Origin of the sequence: Methylobacterium sp. J-048 (assembly GCF_022829515.1) — a bacterium.
In the GTDB taxonomy this organism is placed as follows: Bacteria; Pseudomonadota; Alphaproteobacteria; order Rhizobiales; family Beijerinckiaceae; genus Methylobacterium.
On the sequence record NZ_JAKSYL010000150.1, the window covers coordinates 49899 to 66039 of the forward strand.

General features: G+C 70.5%; 16 protein-coding genes and 1 pseudogene. 9 read left to right on the plus strand and 8 right to left on the minus strand.

Features of this window, described 5'->3' with window-relative positions:
- Positions 1–5: 5 nt before the first annotated feature.
- On the plus strand, positions 6–1337 hold the full coding sequence (locus MKL09_RS14730) for a bifunctional 2-C-methyl-D-erythritol 4-phosphate cytidylyltransferase/2-C-methyl-D-erythritol 2,4-cyclodiphosphate synthase (protein ID WP_244021168.1): 1332 nt from the start codon (positions 6–8) through the stop codon (positions 1335–1337).
- A gap of 337 nt (positions 1338–1674) precedes the next feature.
- Here MKL09_RS14730 and MKL09_RS14735 read toward each other — a convergent pair whose 3' ends face one another.
- A complete protein-coding gene (locus MKL09_RS14735) occupies positions 1675–2073 on the minus strand; it encodes an MAPEG family protein (RefSeq protein WP_244021170.1) in 399 nt (132 codons plus the stop codon).
- Positions 2074–2174: 101 nt separating this feature from the next.
- Here MKL09_RS14735 and MKL09_RS14740 point away from each other — a divergent pair, with 101 nt between their 5' ends.
- Together MKL09_RS14740 and MKL09_RS14745 are read left to right on the plus strand one after the other, a co-directional pair.
- On the plus strand, positions 2175–2672 hold the full coding sequence (locus MKL09_RS14740) for a CinA family protein (protein ID WP_244021172.1): 498 nt from the start codon (positions 2175–2177) through the stop codon (positions 2670–2672).
- Between the two features lie 21 nt (positions 2673–2693).
- The gene (locus tag MKL09_RS14745; protein ID WP_244021174.1) at positions 2694–3911 is read left to right on the plus strand and encodes an FAD-dependent oxidoreductase; all 1218 of its coding nucleotides are present in this window, start codon (positions 2694–2696) and stop codon (positions 3909–3911) included.
- A gap of 5 nt (positions 3912–3916) precedes the next feature.
- Here the strand turns inward: MKL09_RS14745 and MKL09_RS14750 are convergent, their stop codons facing one another.
- Both MKL09_RS14750 and lipA read right to left on the minus strand, forming a co-directional pair.
- A complete protein-coding gene (locus tag MKL09_RS14750) occupies positions 3917–4372 on the minus strand; it encodes a type II toxin-antitoxin system RatA family toxin (protein WP_244021177.1) in 456 nt (151 codons plus the stop codon).
- Positions 4373–4388: 16 nt separating this feature from the next.
- The gene (gene lipA / locus MKL09_RS14755; protein WP_244021182.1) at positions 4389–5384 is read right to left on the minus strand and encodes a lipoyl synthase; all 996 of its coding nucleotides are present in this window, start codon (positions 5382–5384) and stop codon (positions 4389–4391) included.
- A gap of 219 nt (positions 5385–5603) precedes the next feature.
- On the opposite strand from lipA, the gene MKL09_RS14760 reads away from it, so the two are divergent.
- Positions 5604–5828, plus strand: a complete 225-nt coding sequence (locus tag MKL09_RS14760) for a DUF2188 domain-containing protein (protein ID WP_244021183.1) — start codon at positions 5604–5606, stop codon at positions 5826–5828.
- Between the two features lie 2 nt (positions 5829–5830).
- On the plus strand, positions 5831–6469 hold the full coding sequence (locus tag MKL09_RS14765; RefSeq protein ID WP_244021184.1) for a hypothetical protein: 639 nt from the start codon (positions 5831–5833) through the stop codon (positions 6467–6469).
- Between the two features lie 52 nt (positions 6470–6521).
- Here the strand turns inward: MKL09_RS14765 and MKL09_RS14770 are convergent, their stop codons facing one another.
- The 5 genes from MKL09_RS14770 to MKL09_RS14790 form a co-directional block, all read right to left on the minus strand.
- Positions 6522–7253, minus strand: a complete 732-nt coding sequence (locus tag MKL09_RS14770) for an MIP/aquaporin family protein (protein WP_244021185.1) — start codon at positions 7251–7253, stop codon at positions 6522–6524.
- A gap of 253 nt (positions 7254–7506) precedes the next feature.
- A complete protein-coding gene (glpK, locus tag MKL09_RS14775; RefSeq protein WP_244021193.1) occupies positions 7507–9012 on the minus strand; it encodes a glycerol kinase GlpK in 1506 nt (501 codons plus the stop codon).
- Positions 9013–9068: 56 nt separating this feature from the next.
- Positions 9069–10601 carry a glycerol-3-phosphate dehydrogenase gene (glpD, locus tag MKL09_RS14780; protein ID WP_244021195.1) on the minus strand — a complete coding sequence of 511 codons (1533 nt, stop codon included), beginning with the start codon at positions 10599–10601 and terminating at the stop codon, positions 9069–9071.
- A gap of 85 nt (positions 10602–10686) precedes the next feature.
- A complete protein-coding gene (locus tag MKL09_RS14785; RefSeq protein WP_244021197.1) occupies positions 10687–11502 on the minus strand; it encodes a DeoR/GlpR family DNA-binding transcription regulator in 816 nt (271 codons plus the stop codon).
- A gap of 679 nt (positions 11503–12181) precedes the next feature.
- Positions 12182–12433 (minus strand): hypothetical protein, encoded by a 252-nt coding sequence (locus MKL09_RS14790; protein ID WP_244021199.1) that lies wholly within the window; start codon positions 12431–12433, stop codon positions 12182–12184.
- A 207-nt stretch (positions 12434–12640) separates the two neighbouring features.
- On the opposite strand from MKL09_RS14790, the gene MKL09_RS14795 reads away from it, so the two are divergent.
- From MKL09_RS14795 to MKL09_RS14810, 4 genes and pseudogenes are all read left to right on the plus strand, one after another.
- Positions 12641–13135: a chemotaxis protein CheW gene (locus tag MKL09_RS14795; protein ID WP_244021202.1), complete on the plus strand. Its 495-nt coding sequence runs from the start codon at positions 12641–12643 to the stop codon at positions 13133–13135.
- Positions 13136–13142: 7 nt separating this feature from the next.
- Entirely contained in the window at positions 13143–14627 is a 1485-nt protein-coding gene (locus MKL09_RS14800) for a CheR family methyltransferase (protein ID WP_244021205.1), read from the plus strand.
- Entirely contained in the window at positions 14627–15202 is a 576-nt protein-coding gene (locus tag MKL09_RS14805; RefSeq protein ID WP_244021206.1) for a chemotaxis protein CheW, read from the plus strand. The genes MKL09_RS14800 and MKL09_RS14805 overlap by 1 nt, the downstream gene beginning before the upstream one ends.
- A 40-nt stretch (positions 15203–15242) precedes the next feature.
- A pseudogene (locus tag MKL09_RS14810) lies at positions 15243–16141 on the plus strand (hypothetical protein); the annotation flags it as partial.

The following is a 16141-nucleotide window of genomic DNA, read 5'->3' on the forward strand; positions in this document are numbered from 1 at the left end:
CGCCCATGCCCGCCACCGGCACGCCTGCCACCGGACCCGTCGAGACGGGGTCCGGCGTCGCCGCGGTGGTGGTCGCGGCTGGCCGCGGCATCCGCATCGGCGGCGGCACCCCCAAGCAGTACCGCAGGGTCGGCGGCCAAGCGGTCCTGACCCGGACGCTCGCCGCGCTGGCCGCCCAGGACGCGATCGACCGGATCCAGCCCGTGATCGCCGCCGACGCCGCGGATTTCTTCCTCAGCTGCCTGGACGAGCTCGCTCCCGAACTCCGAACAAAAATCGGCGCCCCGGTCGAGGGCGGGGCGACTCGCCAGCTCTCGGTTCGCGCCGGGCTCGAAGCCCTGGCGGCCGGCGCGGCGCCGGAGATCGTGCTGGTCCACGACGCCGCCCGCCCCTATGTCGACGCCGCCCTGATCGCCCGGGCGATCGCGGCCGGGCGCGACCACGGCGCCGCGGTGCCCGGCGTGCCGGTGACCGACACGGTCAAGCGCGTCGCCGAGATCGCCCCCGGCATCGGCCGGGTGCACGAGACCCCGCCTCGGGAGCATCTCCGCGCGGTCCAGACCCCCCAGGCCTTCGCCTTCGCGCCGCTGCTCGGCGCCCATCGCGACGCCGCCGTGCAAGGCCTCGACGGCTTCACCGATGACGGGGCGCTCGCCGAATGGGCGGGCTTGCCGGTGGTGGTGTTCGTCGGCGACATCGCCAACCGCAAGATCACCCAGCCCGCCGACCTGATCGAGGCGGACCGGGCCTTCGCGTCCGACCCATCCGAATTACCCGCGCCCGGAGCCCGCGCCATGACCGCCTACGTCACCCGCCTCGGCACCGGCTTCGACGTCCACGCCTTCACGTCCGGCGACCATGTCTGGCTCGGCGGCATCAAGATCCCGGCCGATCGCGGCGTGCTCGCGCATTCCGACGGCGACGTGGCGCTGCACGCGCTCACCGACGCGCTGCTCGGCGCCATCGCGGACGGCGATATCGGCACCCATTTCCCGCCCTCCGACGAGCGCTGGCGCGGTGCTTCGTCCGACCAGTTCCTGGCCCATGCCTGCGGGCTGGTCCGGGCGCGGGGCGGCCGGATCGACCACCTCGACATCACGGTGCTCGCCGAGGCGCCGCGGATCGGCCAGCACCGGGAGGCGATCCGCGCCCGCATTGCCGCCATCGCCGGCGTGCCGCTGACCGCCGTCTCGATCAAGGCGACCACCACGGAAAAACTCGGCTTCGTCGGCCGCGCCGAGGGCCTCGCCGCCCAGGCCGCCGCCACGATCCGCCTGCCCGAGGAGGACGGCCCCGCGCTCGACGCCGAGGCCGAGACTGCGATGCGGCAGGGGTGAGGGGCGCCGACGCTTTCCTCCCCCCCTTTGCGGGGAGGGAAGACGAGCGTGGATCCTGCCTCTGCCCTTATGCGCCTGTCACGGTTCGCGACCGCTTGGCGTGGGCGGAAGCCCGGCCAACCAGCTATGCCGGCTGGCGCGCCCCACAAGGTCTATCCCACTCACTCCCTCATCCGGAGGTGTGAGCGCAGCGAGCCTCGAAGGAGCCCTCCAGAGATCGCGCGGCCGGCTGGAGGCCTCCTTCGAGGCCTTCGCTTCGCTCCGTCGCCTCAGGATGAGGGGATTGGTTGGAGGGGCGCCAGTCGTGACCAGGCGAATCCCCTCTCAAAAAAGAAAATCACGCCGCCCGCAGCAGCAGCGCGATCGCCGCGATGGCGAGCACGGCCAGCGTCAGCAAAATCCCGCCGCCCCGGCAGGCGAACTGGCGGGGGGAGTTGGGCGCGGCGAACATGCCGATCGGGTGGAGGATGCGGCCGACCAGCAGGGCGATCAGAAGCCCCTGGACGAGGCCGTGGCCGCTACCGCCGGCTTCGAGCAGGCCGACCAGGATCAGCGCCAGCGGGACATATTCCGAAAAATTGGCGTGCGAGCGGACCCGCTTGAGCATGGATTCGTCGCCGCCGTCCCCGAACAGGACGTTGCCGGCGACGCGTGATCCCATCACCCAGCCGGACAGGCCGAGATACACGAGGGCGAGCAGCGCAGCGTAGAAGGCCGTGGTCGCGGGGAAGATCATCGGGTTGGGGTCTCCTGTTGGGGCGGCCGGTCCTTGAGCCGGGGCCTACCTTGCGGCACAACACGAGATAGGGCGCTCCGGCCCAGGGCGAGCCTCGCGCGATGATCGACGACACGGAGCTTCTCGAACGCGCCGAGGCGCTGGTCGCGGCCTACGCGGCGGCCGGGCGGACGATCGTCACCGCCGAATCCTGCACCGGCGGCCTGGTGGCGGGGCTGCTCACCGCGGTGCCCGGGTCCTCGGCCGTCCTGGAGCGCGGCTACGTCACCTACTCGAACGAGGCCAAGGCGGAAGCGATCGGGGTGCCGATGGACCTGATCCAGCGGTACGGCGCCGTCAGCGAGGACGTGGCCCGGGCCATGGCCTGCGGAGCGCTGTCCGCCTCGCGCGCCGCGGTCGCGGTGGCGATCACCGGCATCGCCGGCCCCGGCGGCGGCAGTGCCGACAAGCCGGTCGGGCTGGTGCATTTCGGTCTGGCCCAGCGCGAGGGCGGACGCCGCCACCTGGAGCGGCGCTACGGCGATCTCGGCCGTGGACAGATCCGCCGCGCGGCGGTTGCCGACGCGCTCGGCCTGCTCGAAGGGGCGCTGGCGGACTGATCCATTCGCAGGGAGGGTCCGATGGACAGCCTGAAGACCCAGCTCTGCATCGTCGGCGGCGGCCCGGCCGGGATGATGGCCGGCCTGCTCTTCGCCCGGGCCGGGATCGGCGTGACGGTTCTGGAGAAGCACGGGGATTTCCTGCGCGACTTCCGCGGCGACACGATCCACCCCTCCACCCTCGACCTGATGGACGAGCTGGGCCTCGCCGAGCGCTTCCGCGCCCTCCCCCAGCGGCGGGTCGAGAGCTTCTCGGGGGTCGTGGACGGCCGGAGCTACCGGGTCGCCGATTTCAGCCGGCTGCCGACCCGCAACCGCTTCCTGTCCTTCATGCCGCAATGGGACTTTTTGGATTTTCTGGCCGGTGAGGCGGAGCACTATCCGGGTTTCCGGCTGATCCGCCGGACCGAGGCCCGCGACCTCATCGAGGCGGAGGGCCGGATCGCGGGCGTGCGGGCCGAGGGGCCGGACGGGCCGATGGAGATCCGGGCCGACCTCGTGCTCTGCGCGGACGGGCGCCACTCGGCGATGCGCGAACGCGCCGGCTTCGTGCCCCGGGCCTTCGGGGCGCCGATCGACGTGCTGTGGTTCCGCCTGCCCCGCCGGGACGGCGACCCGGAGGCGGCGGCCGGCCGGTTCGGGCCCGGGCGCATCCTGATCACGCTGGACCGGGGCGACACCTGGCAATGCGCCTACGTGGTCCCGAAGGGCGGCGACGCGGCGCTCCGCGCCAAGGGGCTGCCGGCCTTCCGGGCGGCGGTCGCCGAGATCGCGCCGTTCCTGGCCGACCGCACCGAGGCCATCGCCGACTGGGAGGCCGTCAAGCTCCTGACCGTCACCGTCGACCGGCTGGCGCGCTGGCACCGTCCCGGCCTGCTCTGCATCGGCGATGCCGCCCACGCGATGTCGCCGGTCGGCGGGGTCGGCATCAACCTGGCGATCCAGGACGCGGTGGCGGCGGCTAACATCCTGGCCGGGCCCCTGCGGGCGGGGCCGGTCGCCGAGGCCGACCTCGCCCGCGTTCAGGCCCGGCGGCTCTTTCCGGTCCGGGCCACGCAGGCGCTGCAACGGATGATCCAGGCTCGGGTGATCGCCACCGCGCTCAGGGCCGACGCGCCGTTCCGGGCGCCGCTGGCCCTGCGCATCCTCGACCGGCTGCCGATGCTCCAGGCCCTGCCCGCCCGGATGATCGGGATGGGCGTGCGGCCGGAGCATGTGTCCGCCCCGGTCCAGAGCTGACGTGTTCAGACGGTGCCGTACATCCGGTCCGCCCGCCCCTCGAAGGCGTCGGTGAACTTGCGGAAGGCGCGGTCGAACATCGTGCCCATCAGGAGCCCGAGGGTCCGACTCTTGAACTCATAGGTGATGAAGAAGTCGACGGCGCAACCGCCGTTCGGCGCCTCCTTGAACGACCAGCGGTTCTCGAGGTGCCGGAACGGGCCGTCGATATACTCGGCGACGATCTTGTGGTGGCCTGGATCGAGGCTGACCCGGGTGGTGAAGCGCTCGCGGATCGCCTTGTAGCCGACCCCCATCTCGGCGATCAGCACCTGCCCGCCCTCCGGCATATCCTGGCGGCGGATCACCCGCAGGGATTCGCACAGCGGCAGGAATTCCGGGTAGCGCTCCACATCGGCCACGAGATCGTACATCTGCTGCGGCGAATGCCGCACCGTACGGGTAACCCGGAAAGACGGCATTTCTGTTCCGACGTGCTCAGGCCGAGAGGGCGGGGGCGTGCGAGGCAGCATGCTTGGCGAGCCGGGCCGCCTGAAGCTTGGCAAAGTCCTCGCCGGCATGGTGCGACGAGCGGGTGAGCGGCGTGGCCGAGACCAGCAGGAAACCCTTGGCGTAGGCAGTGGTCTCGTAGGTCTTGAACTCGTCGGGCGGCACGAAGCGCACCACCTCGTGGTGCTTCTTCGACGGCTGCAGGTACTGGCCGATGGTGAGGAAGTCGACCTCGGCGGAGCGCAGGTCGTCCATGAGCTGGAGCACCTCGTTGCGCTCCTCGCCGAGCCCGACCATGATGCCGGACTTGGTGAAGATCGTCGGGTCGAGTTCCTTCACGCGCTGCAGCAGCCGCACCGAGTGGAAGTAGCGGGCGCCCGGCCGCACCGTCAGGTACTTGGCCGGCACCGTTTCCAGGTTGTGGTTGAACACGTCGGGCTTGGCCGCGACCACCACCTCCAGGGCGCCGTCCTTGCGCAGGAAGTCGGGGGTGAGGATCTCCACGGTGGTGCCGGGGCTCGCCCGGCGGATCGCCGCGATGGTCCGGGCGAAATGCTGGGCGCCGCCGTCCTTCAGGTCGTCCCGGTCCACCGAGGTGATCACCACGTGGTGGAGGCCGAGCTTGGCCACCGAGTCGCCGATCTTTTCGGGCTCCAGGGCGTCCAGCGCGTTGGGCAGACCGGTGCGGACGTTGCAGAAGGCGCAGGCCCGCGTGCAGGTGTCGCCCATGATCATGAAGGTGGCGTGCCGCTTCTCCCAGCACTCGCCGATATTCGGGCAGCCGGCCTCCTCGCAGACCGTGACCAGGCCGTGCTCGCGCACGATCTTCTGGGTCTCGGTCCAGGCCTTTGAGCCCGGCGCCTTGACCCGGATCCAGTCCGGCTTCTTGGCCTGGACCGGCTGGTCCGGCCGGTGCGCCTTCTCGGGGTGGCGCAGGCGCGCGGAGCGCGGATCGTTCTTCAGGATGTCGAGGACGACGGCCATAGGTCGAGGGCTGCCACACCGCGGGGAAGCGCCCGGAGGCGCGGTCGTTCAGAGAGGACTGACTTAGAGGTTCTACCGCCCTCCCGCAAACCGGCGCGACGCTGCAGCGCGCCTTCGCGCAGACAGCTTGTCCGACGACTCAACGCCCAGCCGAAGCCAGATCTTCAACGGTGAGGGAATCATCCCTATGATGCATCCCGATCGAAGGGGCCTTCTAGAATGGGCAAGCCGAGTCAGCACGTTTCGCCGAGTGGATCGCGCTGGAGCCTCCGCCGTGCAGGGGCTGCGAAGGCGTCGAAGACCTTCGAGACCCAGGCGGAGGCGATCGCGAAGGGCCGCGAGGTCGCGCGCAAGCAGAGGACCATTTTGTTCATCCATGGTCCGGATGGTCGGATCCGCGAGCGCGACTCCTACAGGGCCGAGTCCGGCCAGCCGAATGGCTGACCGTGGCCGAAGCTGCCTTTGAGCGCTCGGTTTTCATCAACTGTCCCTTCGACGAAGCCTACGAACCGATCCTGCAGGCCATCCTCTTCTGTGTGGTCTACCTCGGCTTCAGTCCGAGGATCGCGCGGGAACGGAACGACTCCGCGGAGGTGCGGCTGGAGAAGATTACGGACCTGATCGAGGCCTGCAAATTCTCCATCCACGATCTCAGTCGCGCACAGGCGACCACGGCCGGAGAATACTATCGTCTCAACATGCCGTTCGAGTACGGGATCGATTGGGCGTGCCGGCGATGGTTCGGTTCAGGCCGGGACGCGAAACGGTTGCTCGTCTTGGAAGAGAAGCCGTACCGCTACCAAGCATCCATCTCCGATATATCAGGTTCGGATATTCAGTATCATCAAGCGGATTATCAGATCGCCGTTCGGAAAGTTCGCAATTGGCTTGTCAGTGAAGCCGGCATCGCGGCGCCCGGCGCGGCCCGGATCCTCGCTCACTACGCCGACTTTCAGGGCTGGTACGATGAGAAGCGGCACACCGATGGCTTCTCGGCGGCAGACATCGCGGATTACACGACACCGGAGCTGCTGCAGGCTATGCTTGATTGGGTGAGCCTCGGCCAGCCGATCGTTTTCGACTGAGCCCCTGCAAAACGCGGACGCATCGGATGCGCGCCCGCATCCCGTGATCCGCTCAGATCCCGAGCCCCCGCACCAGCAGCCCGGCCAGGACCGCCCCGATCACCGGGCCCGCCACCGGGATCAGCGCGTAGCCCCAGTCGGACGAGCCTTTTCCGGCGATCGGCAGCACCGCGTGGGCGAGGCGCGGCCCGAGGTCGCGGGCGGGGTTGATGGCGTAGCCGGTGGTGCCGCCGAGCGAGAGGCCGATACCCCAGACCAGCATGCCGACCATGTAGGGCGCGACCCCGCGCGGGATCGCCCCGGACGCGCCGAGCGTGTTGGTCACCAGCGCCGAGATCGTCAGGATCAGGAAGAAGGTGGCGATGATCTCGGAGGTCCAGTTGGCCTTGGCGTCCCGGATCGCCGGGCCGGTGCAGAAGCAGGCGAGCTTCAGGTCCTGCTCGGGCGTCGCCGCCCAGTGCGGCAGGTAATGGAGCCAGACGATCGCGGCGCCCGCGAAGGCGCCGAGCGTCTGCGCCGGGATGTAGATCGCGAGCTTGGAAAAATCCCCGGAACTGATGGCGCCGGCCACGGTGACGGCGGGGTTGAGATGCGCGTCCGGGCTGCCGGTGGCGGTGGCGACGAAGATTCCGGCCAGCACGCCGAAGGCCCAGCCGGCCGTGATCGCGATCCAGCCGGCGCTCTCCGCCTTGGACTGCTTGAGCAGGGCGCCGGCGACGACGCCGTCTCCCAGCACGATCAGCGTCATCGTGCCGAGGAATTCACCCAGGAATGGCGATGTCATGGTTTGATCTCCCCCGGTTGCTGCTTATTGTAAGATTTTACAGCTTGTTCGAGCGTGTAATGCTGAGAGATGATTGTCGATATCTATCGATCTTCCAATCTCTTCCCTCATCCTGAGGTGCCGGAGCGCAGCGGAGGCCTCGAAGGAGCCCTCCAGCCGGACCTGCGATCCCTGGAGCCCTCCTTCGAGGCTGCTGCGCAGCACCTCAGGATGAGGTCGCGGGTAGGCGTGATCCGGCCCGAAGGCCCTCACCTCAATCCTCGTCGAGCTTCCAGTCGAAGGAGCGCTGCACCGCCCGGCCCCAGGCGGCGGCGATCTTTTCGCGTTGGCCGGCATCCATCTTCGGGGTCCAGCGCTTGTCGACGCCCCAGTTGCGCTTGAGGTCGTCGAGGCCCTTCCAGTAACCGACCGCGAGGCCGGCCGCGTAGGCGGCGCCGAGCGCCGTGGTCTCGGAGACTTTCGGGCGCACCACCGGCACGTCGAGCATGTCGGCCTGGAACTGCATCAGCGTGTTGTTGGCGACCATGCCGCCGTCGGCGCGCAGCTCCTTGACCGGAATCCCGGAATCCTGGGCCATCGCCTGGAGCACCTCGTGGGTCTGGAAGGCGGTCGCCTCCAGCACCGAGCGGGCGATGTGGCCGCGGTTGACGTAGCGGGTCAGGCCGATGATCAGCCCGCGGGCGCCCTCGTTCCAGTGCGGCGCGTAGAGGCCCGAAAAGGCCGGCACGAAGTAGACGCCGCCATTGTCCTCCACGGTGGTGGCGAGCGTCTCGACCTCGGCCGAATCCTTGATCATGTGGAGGTTGTCGCGCAGCCACTGCACCAGGGCGCCGGTGATCGCGATCGAGCCCTCCAGCGCGTAGGCCGGCTTCTGGCCGTCGAGGCGGTAGGCCAGGGTGGTAATGAGGCCGGCCTTCGACGGGATCGGCGTGTCGCCGGTGTTCATCAGCGCGAAGCAGCCGGTGCCGTAGGTGTTCTTGGCTTCGCCCGGACTGAAGCAGGTCTGCCCGAACAGGGCCGCCTGCTGGTCGCCCAGGATGCCGGCGATCGGTACGCCGGCGAACGGCGCCTTGGTCTCGCCGTAGACCTCGCTGGAGGACACGATTTTCGGCAGCATCGCCCGCGGGATGCCGAAGGTCGCCAGCATGCCGTCGTCCCAGTCCAGGGATTTCAGCGACATCAGCTGCGTGCGGCTGGCATTGGTCACGTCGGTGACGTGCAGCCCGCCCTCGATGCCGCCGGTGAGGTTCCAGACCAGCCAAGTGTCGATGTTGCCGAACAGCACGTCGCCGGACTCGGCCCGCTCGCGGGCGCCTTCGACATGGTCCAGAAGCCATCGCAGCTTGAGACCGGAAAAATAACTCGCCAGGGGCAGGCCGGTGAGGTCGCGGAACCGGTCGCGGCCGCCGTCGCGGGCGAATTCGGAGACCAGCCGGTCGTTGCGGGTATCCTGCCAGACCAGGGCGTTGTGCAGCGGCTTGCCGGTGCGGCGGTCCCAGATCAGCGTGGTCTCGCGCTGGTTGGTGATGCCGACGGCCGCAAGGTCGGTGGGCTGGAGGCCGGCTTTTTCCAGGGCCTCGCGCATCACGCCCTGCGTCTTGGTCCAGATCTCGGCGGCGTCGTGCTCGACATGGCCGGGGGCCGGATAGATCTGTGCGTGCTCGGCCTGGGCCAGCGCGATGACGCTGCCCTCGCGATCGAACACCATGAAGCGGCTGCTCGTGGTGCCCTGGTCGATGGCCCCGACGTAACGGCTCATCGTTCCCTCCCTGAGTTATGCCTGACCGGTCTCGCGCCGGCTCGGGTTCGACACAATCATGCAGCCTCGGCCTTGCGGTCGAGGTAGGCGGCAAGCCGTGCGGCGCTCTCCGGGCCGGTGCGCAGGCCGAGCTTCGAGCGGCGCCAGAGGATGTCCTCGGCGGTGACCGCCCATTCCTCGGCGCGCAGGTAATCGACCTCGGCCGCCGTGAGGCCGCCGTCGAACACCTCGCCGAGATCGGCCATGGAGCGCGCGGTCCCGACGATCTCGCGGGCCTTGGTCCCGTAGGCGCGGGCGAGGCGTCGCGCGGTCTCGGCTGGCAGGAAAGGTTTTTCCGCCTGAAGCTTGGCCAGGAAAGAATCGAAGTCGGCGTCCGGCATGGCGCCGCCGGGCAGCACCGCGTCGCCGGTCCAGGCCGGCTTGAGGCCCGGGAAGAACGGCTTGAGCTTCTCGATCGCGTGCTCGGCGAGCCGCCGGTAGGTGGTGATCTTGCCGCCGAACACCGACAGCACCGCCGCCTTGCCGCCCTGGTCCTCCACGTCGAGGACGTAGTCGCGGGTCACCGCGGAGGCGTTCTCGGCCGCGTCGTCGTAGAGCGGGCGCACGCCCGAATAGCTCCAGACCACGTCGGCCGGGGTGATGCGCGTGTCGAACGAGCGGTTGATGCAGCCGCAGAGGTAATCGGTCTCCTCGGGGGAAATCGAGACCGGCCCTGGCTCGCCGTCATAGGGCACGTCGGTGGTGCCGATCAGCGTGAAGTCGCGCTCGTAGGGGATCGCGAAGATGATCCGCTTGTCCGGCTGCTGCAGGATGTAGGCCTGGTCCCCCGGGAACAGGCGCTTGACCACGATGTGGCTGCCCTTGATCAGGCGCACCGCCGCACGGCTGTTGATGCCCAGCGTGCCGCCGAGCGTCGCGCTCACCCACGGGCCGGCGGCGTTGACCACCGCCTTCGCCCGGACATTGTGCTCGGCGCCGGTGCGCTCATCGCGCAAAGTGGCGACCCAGCCGTCACCCTCGCGCCGGGCCGAGACGACGCCGGTGCGGGTCAGCACCGTGGCGCCGCGCTCGCGGGCATCCATGGCGTTGAGCACGACCAGGCGGCTGTCCTCGACCCAGCAGTCGGAATAGACGAAGCCGCGGGTCAGCCGCTTCTGCAGCGGCGCGCCGTAGGGCGATCTGCGCAGGTCCACCGATGTCGAGCCCGGCAGCGTCCGCAGCCGCGCGAGATGGTCGTACAGGAACAGGCCGAGCCGCAGCATCCAGGCCGGACGCAGGCCCTCGTCGTGGGGCAGCACGAAGCGCAGGGGCCAGATCACGTGGGGCGCCTGCCGAAGCAGCCGCTCGCGCTCGGCCAAAGCCTCGCGGACCAGGCGGAACTCGTAATATTCGAGGTAGCGCAGGCCGCCGTGGATCAGCTTCGTCGAGGACGAGGAGGTGAAGCCGGCCAGATCCCCGCGCTCGGCCAGCAGGACCGACAAGCCGCGGCCCGCCGCGTCGCGCGCGATCCCGGTGCCGTTGATGCCGCCGCCGATGACCAGGAGGTCGTAGGCGTCGGACGGCTCGCGCTGGCGCTGTGCAGCCGGCATTGTTCCTCCTCTCCCGCCCTGGATGGCGGGTTCAGGACATATTGAGCCGCCTGTCGATTTTCGCAAGCGAAAAAACGCATGTTCGTTACGGTTCGTCCTCGGCCACCGCCAGGGTGACGCCCTGGCGCTCGATCATCGCAACGATCTCCGGCGGCGGCATCCGGTCGGTGAAGAACGTGTCGACCTGGTCCAGGCGTCCGACCTGCACCATCGGCCGGCGGGTGAACTTGGTATGGTCGGCGACGAGAAAAGTCTTACGGGCATGGGCCAGGATGGTCTGCGTCGCCCGCACCTCCTCGTAATCGTAGTCGAGCAGGGCGCCGTCGGCATCGATGCCGCTGATGCCGATCACCGCCACGTCGACCCGGAACTGGCTGAGCGTGTCGCAGGTGAGCTGGCCCAGCACCGCGCCGTCGCGGTTGCGTACGGTGCCGCCGGCCACGACGATGTGGAATTCCGTGGCCTCGGCGAGCGACAGGGCGACGTTGAGGTTGTTGGTGATCACGCTGAGGTCGTCGTGCCGGGTCAGCTCGCGGGCCACGGCCTCGGGCGTCGTGCCGATATTGACGAAGACCGAGCAATGCGACGGGATCCGGCTGGCAGCCAACCGGCCGATCCGGGTCTTTTCCGGCAGCAGGGTCACCCGGCGGTCGGCGTAGTCGATGTTCTCGACGCTGGACGGCAGCCCGCCCCCGCCCCGGTAGCGCTCCAGCTTTCCCTCGGCGCTCAACTCGTTGAGATCGCGCCGGATCGTCTGGACCGTGACGCCGAACTGCGCGGCGAGGGCCTCGATGGTGACGAAGCCCCGCTGGCGCACGGACGCCACGATGGCGCTGCGCCGCCCCTCGACCCCGGTCACCTCGACCCTGTCCTCGGATCTCCGGTCGAGCGGTCGTGACATCGGGTCTCCTGGCGTTTCCTCGCGCCACGATACGGGCGCGGATGTTCGTTTTCGAACATCTTGAGGGTGCGGCGGGTTTCGCAAGAGAGTGAACCGGCCAGGGCGGTGGGGCAACCGGATGGGGCGCGCAAAGGATTGGAACCGCACAGGTGGCGGCCTTGGCAGCGTCTTCGACTTGTGCAGGCCGCCGGACTCACACGATGCCGGACGTGGCGCGGGTTCTCTCTCCCGTGCGGGAGAGGGACAGGGTGAGGGGACAGGTTTGTCTGGAAAGGGCGTATCCCTCACCCCAACCCTCTCCCGCACGGGCTACCGGATTCACACTTCTCTCCCGAACGCCAAGGTTCTGAAAGAAAGGCGCGTTTCCCCTCCCCCTTGCGGGGAGGGGTCAGGGGTGGGGGTGGTCCAGAAGGCACCGCTGCGCTCGGTCCTGCACCACCCCCACCTCCAACTCCTCCCCGCAAGGGGGAGGAGAGCGCGTCTCGGCCAGGGTTGTGTGAATATCGTAGCCCGCACGGGAGAGGGGGCGCGTCGCGACCTGCAAAACCGATTGTGCGACCATCGTAGCCCGCCTCGACCGGATCCGGGCCGCGACCGAAAAACCCAACAAAAAAGGCCTGCCGCGAAAGCGACAGGCCCGATCGTCCGGTGACGCCGCTTGGCGGCGGTCCCGGCCGGATCACATCTGGTGGTGACGCATCCGGCGGTGATGCTTCATCATCCGCTTGTGCTTCATGCGCTTGCGCATCATCGGACGCTCGGTCGGGGCCATGGTGCCCCGCTCCATGGCGGCGGCTTCACCGGCGCGCTCCATGCCGCCGCGGGGACCGCCGGCCTGGGCGCCGGAATTGTTGTAGGGCGCGTTGCCCTGGGCATAGGCGGAGCCCGCGAGCAGCGTCAGCGACGCGGCGGCCAACAGTAGCTTCTTCATGATCAATCCCTGGCGTAGACGGTCGCAGACGATGCGCCGCCCGTCGTCTGGGTGGTGCCGCTGCGTCGGAAAATAAGCGGCTCAGAGGAGACTTGGTTCCCCGACCCCGCGTTTCGGAGGTGGATGATTGCTTGCCGGGGGCCGACGGCCTATCTCGCGCCCTGTCCCGGCGCGACCGCGATCGGGATGCGTTCGGGAGGGGCGGCTTTGGCCAGCAGCGGTTCGGCCTATCTGCTCCTCGACGTCGCCGGCACGCCCTGCGCCCTGCCCCGCGCCGCGGTCTCCGAGATCCTGCCGCTGCCGGACCTGCACAATCCCCCCGCCACCGGCGGCTGGCTCGCCGGCTTCCTCAACCTCGGCGGCGCGCCGATCCCGGTGATCGATCTGGCGCCGCTGCTGGGCCTGCGCCCGGCCGCCTCGGCGCCGGGGCTGTACGCGCATCTGGTGCTGACCCGGGACGATGCGCTCGCCTACCTGGTCGACCGCGCCGCCGATCTGGTGATCGTGCCGGACTCCGCGATCCGGCCGGCCGAGGAGGCCGGGACCCTCAACGGCTGCGTGGCGGCCGAGCTCGTGATCGGCGACCGGCTCGTCCACGCCCTCGCCCCCGACGGCCTGTTGACCGCCCAGGAGCGGGCCCGAGTCGCGGCGCTGACGCAGGCCGCCGCCGAGCGCCTGGCCGCCCTGCCGCCCTCCGCCTGATCCCGCGATGCGGCGCCCAGTCCCTCCCCGCCCCGATCCGGGCGACGACCCGGCCTATGCCGCGCTGAAGGCGCGGATCATCGCGCGCACCGGCCACCATTATTACATCGACAAGGACGAGCTCCTGATCGAGCGCCTGCGCCGGCGCTTCCGCGCCATTTCGGTCGCCAATTGCGCGGCCTACAGCCAGGTGCTGGCCGACCGGTCCCGGGGCGAGGCGGAATGGGCCAATCTCGAGGCCGAGATCACCGTCGGTGAGACCTTCTTCTTCCGCTACGCCGAGCAGTTCCAGGCCCTGCGCGAGACCATCCTGCCGGCGCTGATCGCGGCGCGCAGCCTCGACCGCACCCTGCGGATCTGGAGCGCCGGCTGCTCCACCGGCGCCGAGCCCTATTCCCTGGCGATCCTGGTCCGCGAGGCCCTGGGCGATGCCCTGCCCGACTGGCGGATCGTGATCCTGGGCACCGATATCAGCGTCGAGGCGCTGGCGACCGCCCGGGCGGCCGAGTACGGGCGCTGGGCCCTGCGGACCATGCCGCCGGAGGACCGGCTGCGCTACTTCACGCGCCTGCCCCCCGCCCCCGGGATCCGCCGGGAGGGCGGCTACGCCCTGCGGCCGGAATTCCGCGCGCTGGTGCGGTTCGAGCGCGGCAACCTCCTGAGCCTGGTCGAACCGAAGCTGCCGCCCGGCGAGGGCTTCGACCTGATCCTGTGCCGCAACGTGCTGATCTATTTCGAGGCCGAAACAGTGGCCGCGGTGGTGCGCGGCCTCGGCCGCCGACTTCGGCCGGAGGGCTGGATGCTGCTCGGCCATGCCGAGCCGAACCCGACCTTTTCGGGGTTCCTCGATCCGGTCAGCCTGCCGGGCACCGTGGCCTACCGCCGCCTCGGCGACGCGGCAGCACCGGTGCTGCGGCCGGCCTCGCCCGCCGTCGAGCCGGTGCCGCCGCCGCGCGTCCGGGCCGTGGAAGAGCCCCGCGCGGCGCTCGAGACCGTCGTCGCGACCCTGGCCCAGCCGCGCGCTCCCGTGGCGGACGCGCTGCCGCGGGCCGAGGCGGCGCCTGCCGACGCGCCGGAGGGCGACCTCGCGCAGATCCGGGCGCTCGCCGATTCCGGGGAGACCGGCGCCGCCTGGCGGGTGCTGCGCGGCGCCCTCGCCCGCGACCCGACCGATCCGGCGCTGCGCTTCTACGAGGGCCTGCTCGCCCACACGCTGGGCCGGGACGCCGAGGCCGAGCGGGCGCTGCGGGCGGCGCTCTACCTCGACCGGGGCTTCGTGATGGCGCATTACCATCTCGGCCTGCTGCTCATCGGGCTCGACCGGCCCGACGAGGCGGCCCGCGCCCTCGACAACGCCATCGCGCTCAGCCAAGCGCTGGGGCCGAACACGCTCCTGCTCGAGGGCGACGGCGCGGCGGCCGGCGAGATCGCCGCCGGGGCGGCCGCGGCCCGCGCCGGGCTCGGCGCGGATGCTGGAACCGGGAGTCCCTGATGGACGCGCCCCAGAGCGCACCGAAGCACGGCGCCCGGCCCAGGACCGGGCGGGACATCCGGGCCGCGCGCGCCGCGTCCCTGGCGCGGCGGAGCGCCGCCGCGGCGGGGCCGGAGACCGGGATCGACCACCTCGTCTGCGCCTGCGGGGCCGAGCGCTTCGGGATCCCGCTCGCCGCGGTCGCGCAGGTTCTGCCGATGCGCCCGTCCACGCCGATGCCCGGGGCGGTGCCGGCCCTGCTCGGCCTGATCGCCCTGTCTGGCCGGATCGTCGGCGTCGTCGGCCTCGCCCGGGCGCTCGGCCGGCCGGAAGCCCCGCCCGAGGGCGAGAGCGGGGGCGGCCATCTCGTCGTGCTGCGCGGCGGCCAGCCGCAAGCCGTCGCCCTGGCGGTGGACCGGGTGCTGGGGATCGCCGCCGCCCCGGGACCCTCCGCCGCAGGGATTGCGGAGGATGCCGATCCCGCCGGGTTGGGCAACGCGGCCGCTTCGGGGTATGCCCCCGCTTCGGCCCGCGACGGCCGACCGGATTTCGTCGTCGTCGACCTCCCCCGCCTCCTGCGCCGCGTGCTGCCCTAAGTCCTGTCCGCGCGCCCTTCCACCGGAGACAGCCCCGACCGTGACGTTCTCGATCGGAAGACGCATCCTCCTCGGCTTCGTGGCCGTCACGGTGGTGATCGTGGCGCTCGGCTTCTACGCGCTGGAGCAGATCGGGGCGGTGCGCGACACCACCGACGCCATCGTCCGGCGCGACATGGCGGTGCTGCGCCAGCTCGACGACCTCGGCAACCAGGCCCGGGATCTCGGGCTCCTGCGCCGCAGCGCCGTGATCGCGATGCTGTCCCAGGCGCAGGGACGGCCGGCGCGCACCGAGGACACCCTCGCCGCGTGGCGCAGGACCGCCGCCGAGGTCGAGACCGGCCTCGCCGCCACGGCGCAGCTCGCCGGCCAGTACCGGACGCAATCGGTCACCCCCGAGCGCAACGCCGCCTGGGACCGGATCGCCACGGCTACCGCCGAGGTGCAGCGCTCCTTCCGGGAGGTCCGGACCGTGAGCGACGCGCAATTCGCCGCCATCGCCCAGCAGGATCTCCCCGCCGTCGAGGCGCGCAACGACGAGATCGGCCGCCTGCAGGCGCCGTTCCTGGGCGGCATCACCAACCTGCGCACCCTGCTCGACGGCAGCATGGCCCTGGGGCAGCGCGCCGCCCACGAGGTCTACGAGCGCTCGCGCCTGTCGATCTACCTGACGCTCGCCGCCGCCGTGCTGCTGGCGATGCTGGTCACCTGGATGATCCGCCGGGCGGTGGTGCGCCCGCTGGAGACCGTGATGGCCTTCGTCGAGCGGGTCGGCGACGGCGACCTGTCGGGGAAGCCCCGCCGGCGAGGCCATGACGACGCTGATGACCGGCGGCTCCCCGGAGACCGTCATCGCCCGCTACCGCGAGCATGTGGCACACAACACCAAGCGCCTGACCGCGGCGGCCTGACCGGCGCGCCCTCCCGGGCGACAAATCC